Consider the following 22,602-nt stretch of genomic DNA (forward strand, 5'->3'; position numbering starts at 1 on the left):
TTTATTAAGACATTATTTCAAAGTAACTTCTTTTTTTACAAAGGCTTTTACCAACATTATTCTTTTGTCGGGATTTTCATTTATGATTGTATATGATCGGGCAGCAGCAGGGATGACAAAAGTCTCTGCATAATTAAAGCGTTGTTTCATGCCGTCCTCTGTTTCAATGCAAACGGAGTCTCCTTCTACTATCATACATACATGGCATGTATTTTCTGTATTCATTTGAATACGGTCTTTGAAGGTGTAACGATATACATCATAAAAATGCTCTTTATGAGTAGGTAGATGCTCTATAGTACACTCCTGATTTTCTTTCATGATATATGGATGGCATATCAATTCCTGGATTACTTTTTCCCCTTTTCTTTCAAAATATAGATTATTCATTCCGTGTTGAATGTTTAGAGGTCGTGGTTTCCCGTCTAATCCCATGCGTATCCAGTCGTACATTTTAAATGTGAAAATATAGGGTGCGCTACTTATTTCCAATACCACGCAATCTTTTCCTGAAGCATGTATGGTGCCATTGGGAATAAGAAAGAAATCGTGCTTTTTAGCTTGGTGTTTTTGAACAAACCTTTCTATCTCTACCTTCGTTGCTTTTTGTTGACTTCGTTCCAAGGTATATTGGAATTCCTCAGGGACGATGTTGTCTTGAAAGCCTAAATATACACATGGCGAGTTTTTACAATCCAATATGTAATATGTCTCATCTTGGGTGAATGGCATGTTAAAATGCTCTTGTATATATCGGGGGCGTGGATGGCATTGGATAGAAAGATTATCTCCGTCAAAGGTGTCTAGAAAGTCGAAACGTATCGGGAAATCGTACTTAAATGTTTCCGAACATTCTCCTAATATATTCTGATAATCACTATACATAAGAAAATCGAAAGATACTTCAAGCCGATATCCGTCACTCTCCAGCATTAGTCCGTTTTCAAGTACCATCAGTTCAAAAGACCATGCCAGATTATTTACTTCTTTATTTAATCCTTGAATATGATTTTTCATCCATTGTCCTCCCCAGGCGCCAGGCTCGAACCATGGACGAACTCTGAAGAAATTGCGGCTCATTTTGTGCAATCCTTCTCGTAGGTCATTTCCTGAAATCATTAATAGTTCATCCCATTCTCTTTGTCCGTCAATAAGTAGGTCAATCAGAGGCAGGCATTGCTTTTTGTGCTTATTAAGAACAATCCAGTCTACAAAATATAGTTGTTTGTAAGCCTGTTGATTGTCTTTTCGATAATCTAATCCTAAATTATTGATGGCTCCGGCGCGCATTCTAAACTGAATCTCATTTTTAGGAATATCAATATAAATCAGGGGAGCTTTCCATTGAGATAGGGCTGCTCCTGTACCTATAAATATATTTAAATCTGCTTCCGGGTCAGGTTGTATGGAATTAAGCTTATTTTCATCAAACCAATTAACCAAATGCTTATCAGTAATGGTGCCGAATAACGGATTATCTCCTCCAAGATAAGGAGCAATCATTTTTTCAATAGTCTGTGGATCTTTCATTGCTACACTGGAATGAAAGAATCGCACATTCTTTCCTCTTTTTCTGAGTTCTTCTCCTAACTTAATGATTAATTCATCCCAAAAGACTCCAATATAACCATCTATTTTTATTTGGGAATGCTTTTCTATCCAGTCAGCTAGTTGGTTTATACCTTTCCCAATTTTGCCTTTTCCCAATGGAAATGCCGGGTATATATCATATTCTCCTGATGGGGTGGCAGTAGAGTTAGTAGGTGCAATAAATTGCTGTGTGTGTCTTTTCTCTTTTGTATTTTCCATATTTTCAAGTATGTTGCTTGTGTAAATAGCAGATCCGATTAATGGCGACATATCCCATAATTTACAGATATCTATTTTAGTGATTAAATTGAGTTTCTTTAATTGAAACTGAATATTATCTAAAAAGAAGTCAGAAGCTTTCGCTATATTTCCTCCTATAATAAGTTTCTCCGGTTTAAAATTTAGCAGGAATGGGGTTATGAATTCTACGAAATTTGAAGCGAAGTTTTCAAATAATGACTGTGCATTATTGTCTCCGTTCGAAGCGCGTAGTGCGATTTCTTTTACGCCAGTTACCTTTTTATCTGGAAATAGCATATTCCATGTATTTACAAACCATCTTGTCGAAAAAAAGTCATCTGCCATTCCGTCTCGGTAAGGTATGTTGTAGAGATATCCATGTTCAGGTATTCCTTCTGTCAGTTCGTTCAAAACAGTATCATTTTCAAGAAATGTACTTCCAAGTCCGGTGCCGATTGTGACTATAATGCTTCTACTTGTGTCTTTTGCTGCTCCTGCATAATACTCTCCAAGGGCATAAGCGGATGCGTCATTTATGAAAACAGTATTCAGGTCAGATACTTTTTTAATTTCTTCTTTAAGGTTAAGACCGAAAAGTGACTGAAACTTTGGCACACCATAAATGGCAACTATACCTTTGGCATAGTCGCAAGGACCGGGCATGGCTATACCGATTCCGCCTAATTTAGATAGGGGCATACAGGCTTGAATGTCAGTAATAACTTTTCTGACTTTCGTAATGATGCTTGATGTTGAATCTGTGGCATTCAGTTCTTCGTGAGATAGTATGTTTTGATGAATGTCATTCGTTAGAAGGTTGACGATTCCACCTTTTATATGTGTACCACCTATGTCTATTCCCAAATAATACTTCATAGTTATTATGATTTAATTAATTAGTATGTCTGAACATATAAACATTTGCAAATGTATTCTTTTTCTTGAAAAGAACAAAAAGTATTGCCTGTTTTTATTTTTATTTTTATCTTTGTAAAAAAGTTAATCATGAAGATATTAGTTAACCATAACAGCGCAATCCCCCTTTATCTTCAGATAGAAGAACAGTTGAGGACTATTATCAAAGGGGAGGAATATAAACAAGGTAAAATGCTTCCAAATGAAATTGATTTGTCTAAACAATTGGGCATATCTCGTAATACCTTGAGACAGGCGATTAATAACCTTGTGAACGAAGGATTGCTGATGAGGAAAAAGGGAGTAGGTACAGTTGTTGTAAATTCAGCTGTATGTTCCAAAGCTCAGAATTGGATGAGTTTCACACAGGAAATGAAAACTTTGGGAATTGTACCAATGAATTATGAACTTCATGTTAGCTGGACAAAGCCTACAGATGATATAGCCCTTTTTTTTAATGCTCCTGATGTAAAAAGAATACTGAAGTTAGAGCGTTTACGTGGAAATCAAGAATACCCTTTCGTGTACTTTATATCCTATTTTAATCCTAAAATAGGTTTAACAGGAAGTGAGGATTTCTCCAGACCTCTTTATGAGATATTGGAAAGAGATTATCATGCTATTGCAAAAGTTTCTAAAGAAGATATTAGTGCCAGGCTGGCTGACAAGTACATTGCTGGTAAGCTTGAGATAAAGGTCGGAGATCCAATTTTGGTGCGTAAAAGGTTTGTTTATGATCCCGAAGGGTGTCCGTTGGAATGGAATATAGGATATTATCGTGCGGACAGTTTTATTTATTCACTTGAGTTTGAGAGAAATATTTGATCTTATACTCATAAAAAAAGTGAAGATTATAAGGATGCCCGAATCCTGCTCAGCGACTGCGGTGTTATCCACAGATAAGATGCAATGTACTTTAAAGGCACATATTGCAACAGTTCCGGAGTCTCCTTGATAAGAGTCAGGTAACGTTCCTTCGCTCGTGGACTGCCGGAGTTGATGAGCCAGTTTTCTTGCAGAAGAAGCTGGTGATCCATCAGCCGCAGTCCCAGATTGGCTAGTCCGATGGAAGAATGATATAATTGATTCAAGGTTGCGCGGGATATACTGTAGGCTACACTGTCGCACATTGCTTCAATATTAATCAGTGAATAAGCATTGTCTGCATATCCCCAGACGGAGAAAGCTGCTTCTCCGTCTGAAGCGAACCAGATGGTGGCATCTGCTCCGTCTTTGTGGTAATATGCCCGCCATATTCCCGTTTTTATAAAATAAAGGTTGCTGTTCTTTGTCCCTTCACGTACAATGAGGTCTCTCTTTTTGAAATGTACTTCCTCCATACAGCCTAGTAAGGTCTGTACGTCACTTTCCAATACTTTATATTTGTCGCAGAGTTTTTTAATGAATGCATCCATGTTGCAAATATACTCATAGTCGGTGGATCATGAAGCGATCTTTGAAATAAATTCCGATAATATAGAGAGTCGTTAACAATTCTGCCAACGGAACCGCCAGCCATATTCCCGGTACTCCTAAAACAAGTGGAAGTACAAAGAATCCGATCAGCATGAATACCACTCCCCGCAGAAGAGTGATGATGGTGGCTCGTTGACCTCGTCTGATGCTCTGGTAATAGCCGATGCCTATCATATTGGCGGCAAAAAATATGAATCCAACCCCAAAATAAGGAATGCCATTGACCGCAATATCAAAGGCCGGACAGCTTCGGTCAATGAACAACGAAACAATATTCTGACGGCATAGAAACGTGATGATGAAAAAGCTGATTCCGCAAATTAAAGCTGTACGGATGGCAAGATGTAGGGCTTTTCGAACCCGATCCGGTTGCCCGGCACCGAAATTATAGCTGATAATCGGCTGTGCGGATTGTGCGATGGCATTGTATACCATAAAGATGATGGGGAAGAAGTAGCAGGCAATGCTGAACGCAGCTACTCCGTCTTCTCCGAGATGATGGATAAAGACATAATTCCCTAAAAACATCATACAGGCGATGGAAGCCTCACTGATGAAAGCGGAAGTTCCCAGTTTTATCATATAGCCACCGTTACGGAGCGTTAGCATCAGGCTTTTCAAACTTAGCTTGATGCGATGCAAATGAATGTTGCGGGAGAACCGCGTAAGATAGATTACAGTCATCAATCCACCTACTACTGTTCCCAGGCTGGTGGCAAAGGCAGCACCCATCATTCCCCAGCCAAATTCAAAGATGAAAATATAGTCGAATATAATATTGAATATAGCTGCGATGGCATTGCACATCATGGCATAATTGGGAGATCCGTCCAGCCGGATGAAAAACATGCCTGTGCTCAATAACTCATAGAATACGAGGAAGGGTAGATACCAGATCATATATTCTATGACAAGAGGCAATAATCTGTCTGAACTTCCGAGTAAGCATCCCAATGGCCCTACGAAGCAAAAACATAAAGCAGACATCACTAATACGATGAACGTAGAGAATACAAGAGCCTGAGTAATGTTGATATTTGCTGCCTTGCGTTTACCTTGAGACAGATAGATGGAAGCGACTACTGAGCCTCCGACTCCGAACATTAGTCCGATGCCTGTTGCGATCATAAAAAGTGGAGCTGTTATATTGACGGCAGCTAGGGCGTCACTGCCTATTCCCTTACCTACGAATATGCCGTCTGTAATAACGAATATAGCTGAGAATACCATTCCCAGTACCGTAGGAACTAATAACTTACGAAACAACATGGAGATGTCCATACTACCGAAATCAATACTATCTTTCATAACTTTTTATTTTTAGTTTGTTGAAAACATCTGCAAAGGTAGATGGATGGAAGGAGATTAAAATTATCATTTGATAATTTCCGCCTGTCATGCTTGTTTTTGTTTAATCAGGATATGGGATATTTATCTGATTCTTATTTTCATGGCTTGTGCGTCAAATGTGATTGACTCGTTATGGAACAGTCTTTCTATATGTCCGCTTGTTATCATCTCATTGGTAGGCAGGCTGTAGAGTTGAGGATTATCAATCAGCATGATTGTGTCGCAAAGTGAGAGAGCGATGTCCAGGTCGTGTGTGGAAAACAGGATACACTTTCCTTCCTTTTGCGTCAGCTTCCGGAGAAGCAGACAGAGTTCGTAGCGGTTGGGCAAGTCAAGGAAGGCGGTAGGTTCGTCGAGCAGGATGACAGGAGTGTCCTGTGCAAGGGCACGGGCTATCATGATGCGTTGGCATTCTCCGTCGGACATTTTGTCCATCGTCTTTTCCGCATAGCTGTCCATGCCTACCAGGTGCATGGCGTTGTCCACCTTCTCCTTGTCTTCTCCTTGCAGCTGACCGAGCCAGTTGGTATAGGGAGCACGTCCCAGTGCGACGACGTCTCTGCATCGCAGGTTGGCGATGCGCACTTTGTCGGTGGTGACGAAGCTGATGTTCCGTGCCAGTTCTTCCGGTTTCAGTGAAGCGATGTTGTTCCCGTGTAGGATAATTTCTCCGTTTTGGGGCTTTTCCAGTCCCATGACGGCACGCAGCAGTGTACTTTTTCCTGTGCCGTTTCTGCCGAGCAGTGCGACGAGTTGTCCTCCCGTGATGTGGGCGGAGACTTTTTCCAGCAGCGTACGCTGTTCGTATCCCAGTGTCAGGTCTTTGAGTTGAATCATTTGAATATACGCAAGTTTTTACCTATTACCCATAAAATAACCGGAACTCCCAGCAGTGCGGTGATACAATTCACCGGCAGCAGGAATTTCTTGGCGATGATGTCGCATATCAGCATGGCGATAAGTCCTGTCAGCATGGTGCCCGGCATCAGTATCCGGTGGTCGGCGTTATCAAACAGCAGCCGGGTGATGTGCGGCACTGCCAGTCCGATGAATCCTACGGGGCCGCAAAAGGCGGTGACTGTTCCTGTCAGCAGTGCCGTAGAGATGAAGACAAGCGTTCGCGAGCGTTTGATGCTCATGCCCATCGTGCGTGCGTAGTTTTCGCCAAGCAAGAGCAGGTTCAGTGACTTGATGCAGGCTACGGAGAGCAGCAGACCTATGCATACAACCGGTATCATGATAGACAGCTGTCCGGCTGTGATGTGGCTGAGCGATCCCATCGACCACAGGGTGAACATTTTCAGTTGTTCCGCCGAACTTAGATACTGCAATATCTGGATGATGGCTCCCGCTACGTAGCCTATCATGACTCCCATGATCAGTACGCCCAGTATATTCTTTACTTTCCGGCTGATGATGGCTACGCCCAGCAAGATGACGGCGGTCCCTATCCAGCCCGAACCTACGATGCCGGCGGATTGCAAAAGTGGGAAATCCGCCCAGCCGAGCAATGGGGCACCTAATATAAACAACGCCACTCCGAGTCCCGCACCGGAACTGACTCCCAGCAGATAAGGGTCTGCCAACGGATTCTGGAAAACGGTCTGCATTTGCAGGCCGCTGACCGACAAGGCGATACCTATCAACCCTGCTACTACTACCCGGATAAAGCGGATGGAGAGAAGGATGTTGCGTGTCATCTCGTCGCATTCGCCTCCCGTCAGTACGGCCCATACTTTGGGGATGGGGATATAAGTGTCCCCTGTCGCCATGTCTATTAATAATAAGACTACGGCGATTATTCCCAAAGTGATGAATAAAAGAGTGGTGTGCCTACGAGGTTGCTTCATTCCAGGTGTCTGTAATAGTAGGTTGAGTCGGATACAAGTTCGGGATGAAAGATATGAATCAGATCACGCAATACGACGTCCGGACGTACGACTGCCGATTCCCAGTAGTCATTGCCTCCTGTGGCGGTTATCCGCAGGTTGTTGTTATAAACAGTTTTATCACGGACAGATTTGGCATCGGCAAACTTGGGATTCATGTTTTTCAGTTCGTCCAGTGTGGATGCCGTGCCTACATTGATCCAATAGTCTGCTTTTTGTATCAGTCCGTAGGCAGTTTCCAGACCGATGGGGGCGGAGCTGTTGGAGGTGTTCTCCTTGTATATATAGTCGGCTCCTGCGTCAGTGACCAGTTGTGCCATGTAGCTTTGGGTGGAAGGCATCACCCAGCTGTCGTTCCACGGGGTGTTGAACATCACGGTAGGGCGTTGCTCTACGGATGCGGTGAGGTCTTTCAGTGCCTGATAGCGTTTGGGGATTTCCCTGAATACATCGATGCCTTTGTCACGGCTGTCTGTCAGTTCGGAGAGGGCAACCAGCCATTCGGCTTTGCCAAGCGGTGACTCTTCCAGATATTCTCCTACGTACATGTAGGGGATGGCTAGCTCTTTCAGTTTGTCCGTTACGGCAGTCTGGGCATCTCCGATACCATATAGCAGTACGACGTCCGGTTTCAATCCCAGCAAAAGTTCGTAGTTCATCTCGGGACCCATATCTTTGATAGAATCTCTGTGGGCGAGGATGTAGGGATTGGCTATGTAGTTGATGCCGGATACGGCGACGATGCGGTCCACTTGTCCCAGTGCGTCGAGCATGGCGATGTAGGAGGAAGACATACATACGATGTGTTGGGCTCCGGCAGGGATGGTCGGTCCGGTGAATCCTGTGGGGGGGAGCTCACCATTGCGGGAGATGAAGTAGGACATTGTTACATTTTTGGCTCCTTGCCACGGGTTGGATACTTGTATCAAGGTGCTTTGGGCATTCTTTGCGCCAAGTATCTTGAATCCGGTAGCATATTCGGGCGTGTATACGTCTTGCTTGAATGCTTCCAAAGAAGTTTTTTTATTGTATACGCAGCTTGCCAAAGAAAGGAGGCATAATAGCGTGATAGTTGAAATAATGGATTTAAATTTCATACGGATGTTTTTATCTGAGGACAAAAGTAGTAAAAAAGAAGAAAATTCACCTCCCTTACGAGAAAGTTTCGCTGGGAGGTGAATGTATTGAATCTAACTTTTCAGTATTGATGCGGAAAGTTATTTGACGAAGACTACGGCGTTTACATTGGCTGTGCCGGTATTGTTTGCTTTACAACTTCACAACTTAATTTAGAGTTTAGGTACCCATACTTTATGACTGCTATCTCTTTTACGATTGGTTATCGAGTAGTAAGGAATAGCAATAGCAGTCGTTTTTCCGTTACTTTTGATTATATTCACTCCATTCAGTAAGTCCTTTTGATAAATGATTTCCAATGGAGCATTTGTGTCTAATCGGAAATCTTTGAAATCCGGATTATCTACGTCTTCAAAACAGTAGATGATAGGACCGGAAGCTATACAAACCGTGTTGCTCAAGTCTTTTGTGTTAGTGTGTGCGGTGATGATGCGGGGTTGTATAGGTAGTTCAAGCTCGATTAGGTCTCCTTTCTGCCACTTTCTGTTGATTTCGGCATAACCGTCAACGATTTTAATTGGAACAGATTTCCCATTGACGAACAGTTGGGGCGCTCCTTTTAAGTTTGATTGATAAAGCTCGTATGGCTTCTCAATGCCTTGTGCCCATCCCGGGATACGTACTTTAATCGGAAATTTGTCTGTTTTCTGTGGATTTACGGAAATATTGACTTTGCCTTTCCAAGGGTAGGATGTTTCTTGTTTTAATTGTACGCTGTTTTTGGAAGAAAGCTTGATTTCTGTTTCACTGCCTATGAACAGGTTAATATAAACTCCTTTTTTGTCTGATGCATAGATGAATCCCGGAAGAGCAGATGTGATTTTCAAGAACATTGGAGGACAGCAAGGGCAACCATGCCATTCCCAACGATTATGTTTCTCCGCGTTTAAGGGATTCTGATAGGTATAATTATCTACTTTGAGTGAAACTGCGGTAAGCAAACTGTTGTATAGAACGCGTTCCAGTTCGTCCATATACATTCCTTTACCGGTTAGCTCGTTCATTCTTTGGCTAAAGAATCCGGCGCCAATGGCAGCACAAGTTTCCAGATAGGCACCCGGAGGAAGGAAAAAGTCTGGACCGAATTTTTCGTCTTCGTGGATAGCGCCGACTCCTCCTGTGATGAACATACGTCTACCGGTCATATTGTCCCAAAGGCGCTTGGCTGTTTCTATATATTTAGGTGAATGATTTTCCAAAGCGGCAGTAGTGATACCAGTTGCTAATAGTGTGGCGCGTACGGCATGTCCTTCAATGGTTTGTTGCTCAAATACCGGAATTGAGTCTTGAGCATAATCTCCCCATGTCGGACGACTATGCTCGCCATGCTCAGGAGCATTATATTGGGCATCTCTGATCCATTTTTCGGATTTGCCATTGCCCCAAGTCAACCATAAAGGATAGCCACAATGATGCCCTCTGTTTTCAATCCAGAAAGTAGCTAACTTCCAGTAAGCGTCTTCATTTACGGACACTGATAATTGTTTTTTAAGTTCCGGTTGTTCTTTGAATAGCCAGTATAGTTTGATAATGGCTTCTTCCGGGCCGGAGTGAGAGGGAACAATATTTTTCTTGGGTGCTGCTCCCATATAGTCTGCCATGTAATTTGTATAGCGGGTGGCGACTTCCAACAGTTTGGTTTTTCCGGTTGCTTTGTAGTAATGCACAGCGGCTTCAATCATCATGCCGGCATTATACACGTCGTGTTGCCACCGGAGGAAACCACCATTGTCTCCCCAACGGTGTTCCGGTTCTTTCAGAAGTGTATAAGTCTCTAAGTATCCGGTTGGTTCTGTCATTTGTGCTGCTTCGATACGGTCGATATATCTGTCAATACGTGTTTCCAGTGCTTTATCCGGATACATGACCAGATAATCTGCGATACCCCGAATCGATTCATAGATAAGTCCGTCGAACCACGGCTCTCCGAAGTGTCCCTGTGTGCCACGTTCACCTTTGGCCACTTTATCAAAATTACAGAAAGCATTGTGCTGTTCCGGGGCGTTGGTGTGTTTACCCTCGAATTTGTTTAGTACATCATTGATGGTTACTTCATTCCATGTTTTAAATTTGGGGCTCCAGAATGCGTCGTTCACTTTTACGTTTTCAATGTCCGCAAATTGTACTTTCCCAGTCTGTCCTTGTACCGTGCTATGTGGAGTTCCGGATAGTGTTGCTATAACTGCCAAGGATTTAAGTAGATTTGTACTTTTCATGTTTCTAACTTTATGTTTAACTTTCTAATTTATATGAAGATGAATCTGCCGCAAAGATAGAATATTCTTTTTGACTAGTACGAACTGGTCTGTATGTTGTAAAACACATACCACTCCGTACCAGTATGGCTGTGATATTTGTATATTTGCGCAAAAATAATGAACGATGAAAAGCAATAAATCAAAATATAAGTTGGTAGTTGATTATGTGATCGACGGGATTAATGAAGGACGATTAAAGAAAGGTGCCTGGATACCTTCTCTTAATGAATTTAGAGAAATGTACGGCTTGTCTCGTGATACTGTTTTTTCCGGAATACGAGAATTGAAATCGAGAGGTATCATTAAATCGAATCCTGGAGTCGGGTATTATATCGTAAGTACGCGTGTTCCGTTCAAACACAATATATTTCTGCTTTTCAATGAGTTCAATGAATTTAAAGAAGATATTTATAATTCTTTTATGGAGACAGTAGGCAATTCAGCTACTGTTGATCTTTATTTTCATAACTATAATCGGAAGGTGTTTGAGACTTTGGTGAATAATGCAAACCATAAATATACTACCTATATTATAATGTCCGGCAAATTTGCCGATATTGGTCCTTTACTGGAGAGTTTATCCGGAAACGTATTTCTACTCGATCATTATCACTCGGAATTGAAAGGGAAATATTCGTCTGTATTCCAGAACTTTGAAAAAGATACTTATGAAGCATTAGTGTATGGTCTGTCCAACTTGCGAAAGTACAAGCATATTGTAATGGTTCAGAAAGATTCGAAAGAACCTTTTGAACGTTATGACGGATTACGGGCTTTTTGTAAAGAGCATGGCTTTACGCATGAGTGCATTGGCGAAATTCAGGGAAGGGAGATTGTAAAGCAGGAGGTGTTTATGGTTGTTAATGATAGAGACTTGGTCAATTTGTTGAAGCAGGCTGACCGTCAGCAGTTAGTTCCGGGAAAAGATTTCGGTATTATATCTTATAATGATACCCCTTTGAAAGAAGTGCTGGCAGGAGGGATTACTACTCTTTCTACTGATTTCAAATTGATGGGACGCACGATGGCTTCTCTTATTAATAAAAAAACGATTGAGACAATTGAGAATCCTTGGAATTTAAATATTCGTAATTCACTATAAAGACTATCTATCCTATATTTATCATATATACATGTTCATAGTGACGTCATTTTAAAAGATTCTGTTCATCAGATTTGTTCCTGTTAAAAAAAGACAGGGGAGAAGTGAGGCGTGAAGTATAATTATAGTATCTTTGCACCTGCAAGGTTCGTATTTGGAGTTGTCTAACCTTCCAAAACGATGAAAAGGGAATCCGGTGTAAATCCGGGACAGTACCTGCTGCTGTAAGTCCTCTCTTTCGGGAGATGAGTTTATCACATTCTTTGCCACTGGTGACATCACTGGGAAGGCGTGATAAATGGGGACGAGTCAGAAGACCTGCCTTGACGCTGCAGATTTATACCCGCGGGTTTTCGGGTAGAAATCAACTGGTATAGTTCATTCCTATATTCAATTGATTCCTCATTCAACCGGTCGGTACAAATGCTATGTTTGATATTTGTCGCAAATTCTGATTTGCCGGCAGATGTCTGAAGAGTGATGCGACAAGTTAGTTAATAACCTTTTCTCACTTTTAATTATGAAACGAATTTTACTTTCTGTTTTATTTATTGTCTTCTGTCTGACGGCTTTTGTCGGTTGTATGAAATGGGATTATGGCAAGATGGAGCCTTTCAGGGCTACAGGAGATGGACTTTTCATTATGAATGAGGGGAATTTTCAATACGGTAATGCTACCTTATCTTATTATGATCCGGAAACGAAAAAGGTGGAGAATGAGATCTTTTACCGGGCTAATGCGATGAAGCTGGGTGATGTAGCACAATCAATGATTGTCCGGGACACTATTGGATGGGTGGTAGTGAATAATTCTCACGTAGTCTTCGCTATTAGCACCAATACATTTAAAGAGGTGGGACGCATAACGGGACTTACTTCTCCACGCTATATTCATTTTGTTTCGGATGAGAAAGCCTATATTACACAAATATGGGACTATCGTATTTTTATTGTCAATCCAAAAACTTATCAGATAACCGGATATATCGAATGTCCGGATATGACGATGGAAACAGGCTCGACAGAGCAAATGGTGCAGTATGGCAAGTATGTGTATGTGAATTGCTGGTCTTATCAGAATCGTATATTAAAGATAGATACTACAACGGACAAGGTGGTAGATCAGCTTACTGTAGGTATACAACCTACTTCTCTAGTGATGGATAAGAACTTCAAGATGTGGACGATTACTGATGGAGGGTATAAAGGAAGTCCATACGGATATGAGGAGCCGTCGCTTTATCGCATTGATGCCGAGACATTTAAAATAGAGAAACAATTTAAGTTTCAGTTGGGAGATGCTCCTTCGGAAGTACAGCTTAATGGTGCGGGTGATGAGCTTTACTGGATTAACAAAGATATTTGGCGTATGTCTGTCGATGCAGAACGTGTTCCCGTACGTCCTTTCCTCAAGTATCGTGATACGAAGTATTATGGGTTGACAGTTAGTCCGAAAAACGGAGATGTCTATGTGGCTGACGCCATTGATTATCAACAGCAGGGGATGATTTATCGCTATACGGAGGATGGGGAACTTGTGGATGAGTTTTATGTTGGAATTATTCCCGGAGCATTTTGTTGGAAGTAATCGGTAGAGAAGAATATGAGAAGAAATATATTATTAGTGCAGTTTGTAGGAGTTCTTTTATTACTTCCATCCATAATGAGTGGACAACAACACAACGACAATAAGAATTGGGCGGAAAAGGGAGTTGTCATTCGTGAAGTGGAAATTTTAGGAAAGCGCCCGATGAAAGATATAGGCGTGCAACAGACCAAATTTGATTCACTTGTGCTTAAGGAAAATATAGCCTTGTCAATGGCGGATATACTCACTTTCAATTCTTCTATTTTTGTAAAAAGCTACGGACGTGCCACGCTTTCTACTGTTTCATTTCGGGGAACGTCCGCTTCGCATACACAGGTAACATGGAACGGTATGCGTATCAACAATCCGATGTTGGGGATGACTGACTTTTCGATGATTCCATCTTATTTTATAGATGACGCTTCTTTGCTGCATGGCACTTCATCGGTGAATATGGCTGGTGGTGGTTTGGGAGGATTGGTGAGATTATCTACAGTGCCTGCTCATCAAGAAGGCTTCGGAATGCAATATGTTCAAGGTATCGGTTCATTTAGTACCTTCGATGAGTTTCTGCAATTGAAGTATGGAGATAAACATTGGCAGGTCTCGATGCGGGCGGTCTATCAGTCGTCGCCCAATGATTATAAATATCGTAATCATGATAAGAAAGAGAATATTTATGATGATAAATATAATATAATCGAACAGTATTATCCCATAGAACGTAATCGTAGTGGTGCATACAAAGATCTGCACGTTTTACAGGAGGTATATTACAATACGGGCAAAGGTGATCGCTTCGGACTGAATGCGTGGTATACTGATTCTAACCGTGAACTGGCATTACTGACGACCGATCAGGGTGATCTTATGGATTTCGAGAACCGTCAACGGGAACATACACTGCGAAGTGTTTTATCATGGGATCATACGCGTGAAAACTGGAAAGTATCGGCAAGGGGAGGTTATGTGCATACATGGTTGGCGTACGACTATAAGCGGGATTTGGGAAATGGTATAATGGCTACAATGCCCCGTTCACGTAGTAAAGTCAATACTTTCTACGGGCAGTTGGATGGAGAGTATTTTTTCTCAGATAAACTCCTTTTGACGGCGGGTGTGTCGGCTCATCAGCATTTGGTGAATAGTGTGGATAAAGATCTGAATAGAGATGATAATAAGAACGATAAGTATGGTCAGGGAAGGAAGAATGATTCTATTGTTTATTTTGATAAAGGGCGTGTTGAGTTGTCGGGCAATGTCTCATTAAAATGGCAGCCGGTCTATCGGTTGGGTATGTCATTGGTCCTTCGGGGAGAAATGTTCGGGACTAAATGGGCACCGGTTATTCCTGCCTTTTTTGTAGATTATGTTCTTTCTAAAAGAGGCAATATAATGGCAAAGGCTTCTATTACCCGTAATTATCGTTTTCCGACATTGAATGACCTTTATTTTTTGCCGGGTGGCAATCCGGCATTGAATAATGAAAGTGGATTTACTTATGAAACGGGGCTGTCGTTTTCTGTGGGTAAGGATAATGTTTATGCATTATCCGGCTCGGCTTCTTGGTTTGATCAACATATAAACGACTGGATTATTTGGCTACCTACGTCGAAGGGATTTTATTCACCCGTTAATCTTAAAAAAGTACACGCCTATGGCATGGAAGTACAGGCTGATTATGCAGTTGCGATTGATAAAGCATGGAAGCTTGGATTAAATGGAACATTTGCGTGGACTCCTTCTATTAATGAAGGTGAGCCTACGAGCAAGGCTGACCAGTCAGTAGGGAAGCAGTTGCCATACATACCCGAATATTCAGCTACGTTATCAGGCAGGCTGACATATCGCAGTTGGGGGCTTCTTTATAAATGGTGTTACTATAGCGAACGTTATACAATGACGAGTAATGCTGTATCCTATACGGGACATCTTCCACCCTATCTTATGAGCAACGTGACCCTTGAAAAAGGATTCTCACTCCGTTGGGCGGATTTATCCTTAAAAGGGACAGTCAATAATCTCTTTGACGAAGAGTATCTTTCAGTATTATCTCGTCCGATGCCGGGAATTAACTTCGAGTTCTTTATCGGTATAACTCCCAAGTGGGGCAAGAAGAAAAAATAGGCGGGTGACAGCCGGACTCCCGTGCCATGTAGATGTATTATTGGCAGAGTATATATGAAAAAGGATGCTTTCCGATTGTTTCTTTTAAATATAACTTTTGTATAATGGTGCATCTTTTGGAAAAAAGTCGTATGTTTGCTATCAAACCATAAAACAAAATGTACTATGAGCGGTAATTATGTTATCAATATCGGTCGCCAGTTAGGTAGCGGCGGAAAAGAAATAGGAGAGAAGTTGGCAGCCCGTTTGGGAATCGACTTTTATGATAAGGAACTGATCAACCTGGCTTCCGAAGAGAGCGGCTTATGTAAGGAGTTCTTCGAAAAAGCAGATGAAAAGGCCTCGCAAGGCATTATCGGCGGACTGTTCGGTATGCGTTTTCCTTTCATCAGTGAAGGGGCAATGCCATGTACCAACTGTCTGAGCAATGATGCTTTATTTAAGGTGCAGAGTGATGTCATCCGTCGTCTGGCGGCAGAAAAATCCTGTGTGTTCGTCGGGCGTTGTGCCGACTATATTTTACGGGAACATCCCCGTTGTGCAAATGTCTTTATCTCGGCTACTAAAGAAGATCGTATCGCACGGTTGTGTCAGATGCATCGTATTGATGAGGAAGCTGCGGAAGAGATGATAGAAAAAGCGGATAAGAGACGTTCGGAGTATTATAATTACTACAGTTATAAAACATGGGGAGCAGCGGCTACTTATCATTTGTGTGTTGATTCCTCTTCTTTGGGAATTGAGGAGACGGTGCGATTTGTGGAAGAGTTTGTGGCTAAAAAGCTACAGATTGGAATGTAATTGAAGAAGAAAACAAAATCCCGATAATAATAAAGCCGGCCTAATTCAGAAAGAATTTAGCCGGCTTTATTTATTTAATTAAGTTCGCTTTACATCATCGCCAGTAATATCATCTGTCCCGTCAGGATACGAAGGAACATAGATAACGGATAAACTGTAGAATATCCTACTGCCGGAGCATCACTGGATGTCACCTGATTGGCATAAGCCAGTGCGGGAGGGTCCGTATTACTACCGGCTATCAATCCCATCAGAGTGAAGTAGTTTACCTTATAATATAGTCTTGCAATTGCACCGATGATAAGCAACGGGATGACAGTGATCAGGAAACCACAGCCTACATACAGTAAGCCGTCGCCTTCTACAACTGTTTGTACGAAGTTGGCACCCGCATCTATACCTACACTGGCAAGGAATAGCACAATACCGATTTCGCGCAGCATCAGGTTGGCACTCATTGTGGTGTAAGTCACCAAATGAAGTTTGTGTCCGAAACGTCCGATCAGGATAGCTACCACCAACGGACCACCGGCCAAACCTAATTTCAAAGGAGTCGGCATACCGGGGAATGCAATCGGAAGACTTCCTAAAAGAATACCTAAGAAGATACCTACGAAGATAGTAACGATATTCGGTGTGTCCAGACGTTTCAGTTGGTTACCCAAAACACCAGCTACACGCTCTACCGCATCTTGCTGACCTACTACCATTACGCGGTCACCTACCTGCAATATCAGGTTCGGATCAGCGAACAGGTCCATACCGGAACGGTTGACACGGGTCACGTTGACACCATACATACTACGGAAGTGCATGGAACCGAGCGTTTTTCCGTTAATTTCCGGTTTAGTAACCAGAATACGGTGGGAAACCATCGGAAGATCTTGCTTCTCCCAGTCCAGTTCCACTTCTTTTCCGATAAATACGGTGATGGCGGGAGCATCTTCTTCCGAACAAACAATAAACAACTGGTCGCCCATATTGAATATCGTCTCGTGGTTCGGAATACTTACGTGTCCTTCGTGACGGATGCGGGAGCAAACAAACTTACGTCCCAGAAATTCTTTGATTTCAATCAGTGTTTTTCCGCTGATAGACTCATTGCGTACCTCAAGGCTCATCATGTGCGGCTTGTGGTGCGCGTCTCCGCTCTGAGTTTTCAGGCTCTCTTCCTCTTTGGTCATATTGACGCGGAAGATATAGCGGATTGCAATGATAGAACCGATGATACCTACCACACCCAGCGGATAAGCACAGGCATAACCCAGTGCAATCTGCGGTCCGTTGTAGCTCAGCTGGTTCAGGGCCTCATTGGCGGCACCAAGTCCCGGAGTGTTCGTCACAGCTCCGTAGAGGATACCTACCATCATCGGCAGTTCCACACGACCGTTCCATAGGTAATAAAGCCCCAATGCAACAGCAATATTTAACACTACGATGCCTACAGCCAACAGGTTCAATGTCATTCCCCCCTTTTTGAAAGAAGAGAAGAACGATGGCCCCACCTGAAGACCGATACAGAATACGAACAAGATCAATCCGAATTCTCGGATGAAATGTAGGATGTGTGTATCGGCTGTGAAGCCGAAATGTCCCATTAGGATGCCGGCAAACAAAACAAAAGTGACTCCCAAAGATACTCCGAATATCTTTATTTTTCCGAGATACACACCGGCGGCCACTACAAAAGCGTAGAGGAATACAATGTGTGCCACAGAGCTAGGGTCCCACAATAAACTTTGTAACCAATCCATAAATATTAGTAGTTTTTATAATGTTCTTCTAAAAACGGGTGCAAAATTACTCATTACATCGGAGCTAATCAAATAAAAGGAGAACTAAAAATGAAGAATGAAGAATTTGCTTCGTTTAGCTTTAAGTTGCATGGAGATTCTTCATTCTTAGTTTATCATTCTTCATTTTCTCTCTGTAACCTGTAGTGCGAATTTTTTCTAAAAAGAAGAATCGTTCGAACTTATTAATTATATTTGCAAGTCGAACGACTGACATTTAGAAAGAGACAAATAAAAATAAAGACAATATTAATTCTTGTTTTAATTTTAAATAAACTATGGCAGACAAAAAAGAAAAACTCTTCTCAGACTTTTCTCCTGTCTCCACCGAACAATGGATGGAGAAGGTTACAGCCGACTTGAAAGGTGCTGATTTTGAGAAGAAGCTCGTTTGGAAGACAAACGAAGGGTTCAAAGTGAAACCTTTCTACCGGATGGAAGATCTGGAGGGTTTGAAAACAACAGATGCACTTCCCGGAGAATTTCCTTATCTGAGAGGAACCAAGAAGAACAATAATGAGTGGTTGGTTCGTCAGGAAATCAAAGTAGAATGCCCGAAGGAAGCCAATGCCAAAGCACTGGATATTCTGAACAAAGGTGTTGACTCACTTTCTTTCCACGTAAAAGCAAAGGAACTCAATGCGGAATACATTGAAATACTGTTGAATGATATTCAGGCTGAATGTGTAGAACTGAACTTCTCTACTTGTCAGGGACATGTGGTTGAATTGGCCGGTCTGCTGGTAGCTTATTTCCAGAAGAAGGATTATGATGTGAAGAAACTGAGAGGTTCTGTCAATTATGACTTCTTTAACAAGATGCTGACTCGCGGTAAAGAAAAAGGCGATATGGTTCAAACTGCCAAAGCCCTGATCGAAGCTATCCAACCGCTTCCTTTCTATCGTGTACTGAATGTAAATGCAATCTCGCTGAACAATGCCGGAGCTTACATTTCTCAGGAACTGGGCTATGCATTGGCATGGGGTAATGAATACATGAACCAGCTGACAGACGCAGGTATCCCTGCTGCTACAGTAGCCAAGAAAATTAAGTTCAACTTCGGTATCAGTTCCAACTACTTCCTTGAAATTGCAAAATTCCGTGCAGCACGTATGCTGTGGGCAAACATTGTAGCTTCTTACCATCCTGAATGCTTGCGTGATTGCGATAATAAGGGGGCTAATGGAGAATGTCGTTGTGCTGCGAAGATGGCGGTTCATGCCGAAACTTCCACTTTCAATCTTACTTTGTTTGACGCTCATGTGAACTTGCTTCGTACACAGACTGAAGCGATGAGTGCTGCATTGGCAGGTGTGGATTCAATGACAGTCGTTCCGTTCGATAAGACCTATTCGACTCCGGATGAATTCTCTGAACGCCTTGCACGTAACCAGCAGTTGTTACTGAAAGAAGAATCTCATTTTGATAAAGTGATTGACCCGGCTGCCGGTTCTTATTATATCGAGAACCTGACAGTGTCTATCGCTAAACAAGCGTGGGAACTCTTCCTTGCCGTAGAAGAGGCAGGCGGTTTCTATGCTGCATTGAAAGCCGGTACAGTTCAGGCAGCAGTGAACGAAAGCAACAAGGCTCGTCATAAAGCAGTTGCTCAACGTCGCGAAGTGCTACTGGGTACCAACCAGTTCCCGAACTTCAATGAAAAAGCAGGCGAGAAACAGCCGATAGAAGCTAAATGCTGCTGCGGAGGTGATGCTCATACTTGCGAGAAAGATGTGGATACTTTGGTATTTGACCGTGCTGCCAGCGAATTTGAGGCGTTGCGTCTTGAAACGGAAGCTTCCGGCAAACGTCCGAAAGCATTCATGCTGACTATCGGTAATCTGGCTATGCGTCAGGCACGTGCGCAATACTCTTGCAACTTCCTCGCTTGTGCCGGATATGAAGTTATTGACAACCTCGGATTCGAAACGGTGGAAGCCGGAGTAGAAGCTGCTATGGCTGCTAAAGCTGACATTGTAGTTCTCTGTTCAAGCGATGACGAATATGCGGAATATGCGGTTCCCGCATACCAAGCATTAAACGGCCGCGCTATGTTTATCGTAGCAGGTGCTCCCGCTTGTATGGATGAACTGAAGGCAGCAGGTATCGAGAACTTCATCCACGTGCGTGTCAACGTATTGGATACCTTGAAAGAGTTTAACGCCAAACTATTGAAGTAAGATGAGAAAAGATTTTAAAAACTTAGATATATATGCTGCATTTCAGCCCGCTAACGGTGCTGAATGGCAAAAGGCTAACGGTATTTCCGCTGATTGGAATACACCGGAACACATTGACGTGAAGCCTGTTTATACAAAAGAGGACCTCGAAGGAATGGAACACCTCGGCTATGCTGCCGGACTTCCTCCTTATCTGCGTGGTCCGTATTCAGTGATGTACACTCTTCGCCCCTGGACTATCCGTCAGTACGCCGGATTCTCTACTGCCGAAGAATCAAATGCTTTCTATCGTCGTAACCTGGCTTCCGGTCAGAAAGGTTTGTCCGTAGCATTTGACTTGGCTACTCACCGCGGTTATGACCCCGATCACGAACGTGTGGTAGGTGACGTAGGTAAGGCTGGTGTATCTATCTGCTCACTCGAAAACATGAAAGTTTTGTTCGACGGTATTCCTTTGAGCAAGATGTCCGTGTCTATGACGATGAACGGTGCGGTACTTCCGATTATGGCATTCTATATCAATGCAGGTCTGGAACAGGGTGCTAAACTCGAAGAAATGGCCGGTACTATCCAGAATGATATTCTGAAAGAGTTCATGGTGCGTAATACCTATATCTATCCGCCTGCATTCTCTATGAAGATTATTTCCGATATCTTCGAATATACTTCGCAGAAGATGCCTAAGTTCAACTCCATCTCTATCTCCGGTTACCACATGCAGGAAGCAGGTGCGACGGCAGATATCGAGCTGGCTTATACATTGGCCGACGGTCTGGAATATCTGCGTGCCGGAACAGCGGCAGGTATCGATATCGATGCGTTCGCTCCCCGTCTGTCTTTCTTCTGGGCGATTGGTACCAATCACTTCATGGAAATCGCGAAGATGCGTGCTGCCCGTATGTTGTGGGCTAAGATTGTAAAACAATTCAATCCGAAGAATCCGAAGTCACTGGCATTGCGTACACACTCTCAGACTTCCGGCTGGTCGCTGACAGAACAAGACCCGTTCAATAACGTAGGACGTACTTGTATCGAAGCCATGGCTGCCGCTTTGGGACATACACAGTCTTTGCATACCAATGCGCTGGATGAGGCTATTGCCCTTCCGACAGACTTCTCCGCACGTATTGCCCGTAATACTCAGATTTATATTCAGGAAGAAACCTATATCTGTAAGAACGTTGACCCATGGGGCGGTTCTTACTACGTAGAAGCTCTGACCAACGAACTGGCTCACAAGGCTTGGGAACGTATTGAGGAAGTAGAAAAACTGGGTGGTATGGCGAAAGCTATCGAGACAGGTATTCCTAAGATGCGTATCGAAGAGGCTGCCGCACGTACGCAGGCCCGTATCGACAGCGGTTCTCAGACTATTGTCGGTGTGAACAAATATCGTTTGGAAAAAGAAGCTCCGATTGATATCCTTGAGATTGATAACACGGCAGTTCGTCTTGAGCAGATCGAGAACCTGAAACGTTTGAAAGAAGGACGTAACCAGGCAGAAGTGGACAAAGCACTGGCAGCCATCACCGAATGCGTGGAGACCGGTAAGGGTAACTTGCTGGAACTGGCTGTAGAAGCTGCTCGTGTTCGTGCAACGCTGGGTGAAATCTCCTATGCTTGCGAAAAGGTTGTAGGACGTTATAAAGCAATAATTAGAACAATATCAGGCGTGTATTCATCAGAAAGTAAAAACGATGGCGACTTCAAGCGTGCATGTGAACTGGCTGAGAAGTTTGCTAAGAAAGAGGGACGTCAACCTCGTATTATGGTTGCGAAGATGGGACAGGACGGTCACGACCGTGGTGCCAAAGTGGTAGCAACCGGTTATGCAGACTGTGGCTTCGACGTAGACATGGGACCATTGTTCCAGACTCCGGCGGAAGCTGCCCGTGAAGCTGTAGAAAATGACGTTCACGTAGTAGGTGTTTCTTCATTGGCTGCCGGACACAAGACATTGATTCCGCAGATTATGGAAGAACTGAAAAAGCTGGGTCGTGAAGATATCGTGGTAATTGCCGGCGGTGTTATCCCTGCACAGGATTATGACTTCCTGTATAAGGCAGGTGTAGCTGCTATTTTCGGTCCCGGTACTCCGGTAGCGAAGGCTGCTTGCCAGATTCTGGAAATCCTGATGGATGAAGAATAAACACGGA

Annotated in this window: 15 protein-coding genes and 1 riboswitch; of the genes, 7 read left to right on the plus strand and 8 right to left on the minus strand. The window is 43.0% G+C overall.

Annotated elements, in window-relative coordinates; genetic code table 11:
- Positions 1-12: 12 nt before the first annotated feature.
- Positions 13-2,706 carry an ROK family protein gene (locus NBH01_RS04780; protein ID WP_008766590.1) on the minus strand — a complete coding sequence of 898 codons (2,694 nt, stop codon included), beginning with the start codon at positions 2,704-2,706 and terminating at the stop codon, positions 13-15.
- A gap of 129 nt (positions 2,707-2,835) precedes the next feature.
- On the opposite strand from NBH01_RS04780, the gene NBH01_RS04785 reads away from it, so the two are divergent.
- On the plus strand, positions 2,836-3,570 hold the full coding sequence (locus NBH01_RS04785; protein WP_008766589.1) for a GntR family transcriptional regulator: 735 nt from the start codon (positions 2,836-2,838) through the stop codon (positions 3,568-3,570).
- Positions 3,571-3,596: 26 nt separating this feature from the next.
- Here NBH01_RS04785 and NBH01_RS04790 read toward each other — a convergent pair whose 3' ends face one another.
- From NBH01_RS04790 to NBH01_RS04815, 6 genes are all read right to left on the minus strand, one after another.
- Complete coding sequence (locus tag NBH01_RS04790; protein ID WP_008766588.1) at positions 3,597-4,160, minus strand: Crp/Fnr family transcriptional regulator; 564 nt, start codon at positions 4,158-4,160, stop codon at positions 3,597-3,599.
- 13 nt (positions 4,161-4,173) lie between these two features.
- The gene (locus NBH01_RS04795; protein ID WP_225693469.1) at positions 4,174-5,529 is read right to left on the minus strand and encodes an MATE family efflux transporter; all 1,356 of its coding nucleotides are present in this window, start codon (positions 5,527-5,529) and stop codon (positions 4,174-4,176) included.
- Positions 5,530-5,652: 123 nt separating this feature from the next.
- Positions 5,653-6,408: an ABC transporter ATP-binding protein gene (locus NBH01_RS04800; protein WP_008766586.1), complete on the minus strand. Its 756-nt coding sequence runs from the start codon at positions 6,406-6,408 to the stop codon at positions 5,653-5,655.
- On the minus strand, positions 6,405-7,421 hold the full coding sequence (locus NBH01_RS04805) for a FecCD family ABC transporter permease (RefSeq protein ID WP_008759785.1): 1,017 nt from the start codon (positions 7,419-7,421) through the stop codon (positions 6,405-6,407). Before NBH01_RS04805 ends, NBH01_RS04800 begins: the two co-directional genes overlap by 4 nt.
- Complete coding sequence (locus NBH01_RS04810) at positions 7,418-8,557, minus strand: ABC transporter substrate-binding protein (protein WP_225693471.1); 1,140 nt, start codon at positions 8,555-8,557, stop codon at positions 7,418-7,420. Before NBH01_RS04810 ends, NBH01_RS04805 begins: the two co-directional genes overlap by 4 nt.
- 192 nt (positions 8,558-8,749) lie before the next feature.
- Complete coding sequence (locus tag NBH01_RS04815; RefSeq protein WP_250700019.1) at positions 8,750-10,813, minus strand: glycoside hydrolase family 127 protein; 2,064 nt, start codon at positions 10,811-10,813, stop codon at positions 8,750-8,752.
- 166 nt (positions 10,814-10,979) lie between these two features.
- On the opposite strand from NBH01_RS04815, the gene NBH01_RS04820 reads away from it, so the two are divergent.
- The 4 genes from NBH01_RS04820 (at position 10,980) to NBH01_RS04835 (ending at position 16,473) form a co-directional block, all read left to right on the plus strand.
- Positions 10,980-11,957 (plus strand): GntR family transcriptional regulator, encoded by a 978-nt coding sequence (locus NBH01_RS04820; protein ID WP_008766583.1) that lies wholly within the window; start codon positions 10,980-10,982, stop codon positions 11,955-11,957.
- Between the two features lie 127 nt (positions 11,958-12,084).
- Positions 12,085-12,297, plus strand: a riboswitch (cobalamin riboswitch).
- A 180-nt stretch (positions 12,298-12,477) separates the two neighbouring features.
- On the plus strand, positions 12,478-13,545 hold the full coding sequence (locus tag NBH01_RS04825; RefSeq protein WP_225693475.1) for a YncE family protein: 1,068 nt from the start codon (positions 12,478-12,480) through the stop codon (positions 13,543-13,545).
- A 75-nt stretch (positions 13,546-13,620) separates the two neighbouring features.
- A complete protein-coding gene (locus NBH01_RS04830; protein WP_502801501.1) occupies positions 13,621-15,672 on the plus strand; it encodes a TonB-dependent receptor in 2,052 nt (683 codons plus the stop codon).
- 165 nt (positions 15,673-15,837) lie between these two features.
- Entirely contained in the window at positions 15,838-16,473 is a 636-nt protein-coding gene (locus NBH01_RS04835; RefSeq protein ID WP_008766580.1) for a cytidylate kinase-like family protein, read from the plus strand.
- A gap of 89 nt (positions 16,474-16,562) precedes the next feature.
- On the opposite strand, the gene NBH01_RS04840 is transcribed toward NBH01_RS04835, so the two are convergent.
- Positions 16,563-18,227: a putative transporter gene (locus NBH01_RS04840; RefSeq protein WP_250700021.1), complete on the minus strand. Its 1,665-nt coding sequence runs from the start codon at positions 18,225-18,227 to the stop codon at positions 16,563-16,565.
- Between the two features lie 317 nt (positions 18,228-18,544).
- Here NBH01_RS04840 and mutA point away from each other — a divergent pair, with 317 nt between their 5' ends.
- Positions 18,545-20,446, plus strand: coding sequence for a methylmalonyl-CoA mutase small subunit (mutA, locus tag NBH01_RS04845; protein WP_072066951.1), 1,902 nt, complete (start codon positions 18,545-18,547; stop codon positions 20,444-20,446).
- A 1-nt stretch (position 20,447) separates the two neighbouring features.
- Entirely contained in the window at positions 20,448-22,595 is a 2,148-nt protein-coding gene (gene scpA / locus NBH01_RS04850) for a methylmalonyl-CoA mutase (RefSeq protein ID WP_008759796.1), read from the plus strand.
- Positions 22,596-22,602: the final 7 nt, after the last annotated feature.

The organism is Bacteroides sp. B1-V-101, from assembly GCF_023656585.1.
GTDB classification, from domain to species: domain Bacteria; phylum Bacteroidota; class Bacteroidia; order Bacteroidales; family Bacteroidaceae; genus Bacteroides; species Bacteroides thetaiotaomicron.

Excerpts from the sequence above, each read along its gene's own strand:
- NBH01_RS04780 (WP_008766590.1), bottom strand. The coding sequence starts at position 2,706 with ATGAAGTATTATTTGGGAATAGACATAGGTGGTACACATATAAAAGGT.
- NBH01_RS04785 (WP_008766589.1), top strand. The coding sequence starts at position 2,836 with ATGAAGATATTAGTTAACCATAACAGCGCAATCCCCCTTTATCTTCAG.
- NBH01_RS04790 (WP_008766588.1), bottom strand. The coding sequence starts at position 4,160 with ATGGATGCATTCATTAAAAAACTCTGCGACAAATATAAAGTATTGGAA.
- NBH01_RS04795 (WP_225693469.1), bottom strand. The coding sequence starts at position 5,529 with ATGAAAGATAGTATTGATTTCGGTAGTATGGACATCTCCATGTTGTTT.
- NBH01_RS04800 (WP_008766586.1), bottom strand. The coding sequence starts at position 6,408 with ATGATTCAACTCAAAGACCTGACACTGGGATACGAACAGCGTACGCTG.
- NBH01_RS04805 (WP_008759785.1), bottom strand. The coding sequence starts at position 7,421 with ATGAAGCAACCTCGTAGGCACACCACTCTTTTATTCATCACTTTGGGA.
- NBH01_RS04810 (WP_225693471.1), bottom strand. The coding sequence starts at position 8,557 with ATGAAATTTAAATCCATTATTTCAACTATCACGCTATTATGCCTCCTT.
- NBH01_RS04815 (WP_250700019.1), bottom strand. The coding sequence starts at position 10,813 with ATGAAAAGTACAAATCTACTTAAATCCTTGGCAGTTATAGCAACACTA.
- NBH01_RS04820 (WP_008766583.1), top strand. The coding sequence starts at position 10,980 with ATGAAAAGCAATAAATCAAAATATAAGTTGGTAGTTGATTATGTGATC.
- NBH01_RS04825 (WP_225693475.1), top strand. The coding sequence starts at position 12,478 with ATGAAACGAATTTTACTTTCTGTTTTATTTATTGTCTTCTGTCTGACG.
- NBH01_RS04830 (WP_502801501.1), top strand. The coding sequence starts at position 13,621 with ATGAGTGGACAACAACACAACGACAATAAGAATTGGGCGGAAAAGGGA.
- NBH01_RS04835 (WP_008766580.1), top strand. The coding sequence starts at position 15,838 with ATGAGCGGTAATTATGTTATCAATATCGGTCGCCAGTTAGGTAGCGGC.
- NBH01_RS04840 (WP_250700021.1), bottom strand. The coding sequence starts at position 18,227 with ATGGATTGGTTACAAAGTTTATTGTGGGACCCTAGCTCTGTGGCACAC.
- mutA (WP_072066951.1), top strand. The coding sequence starts at position 18,545 with ATGGCAGACAAAAAAGAAAAACTCTTCTCAGACTTTTCTCCTGTCTCC.
- scpA (WP_008759796.1), top strand. The coding sequence starts at position 20,448 with ATGAGAAAAGATTTTAAAAACTTAGATATATATGCTGCATTTCAGCCC.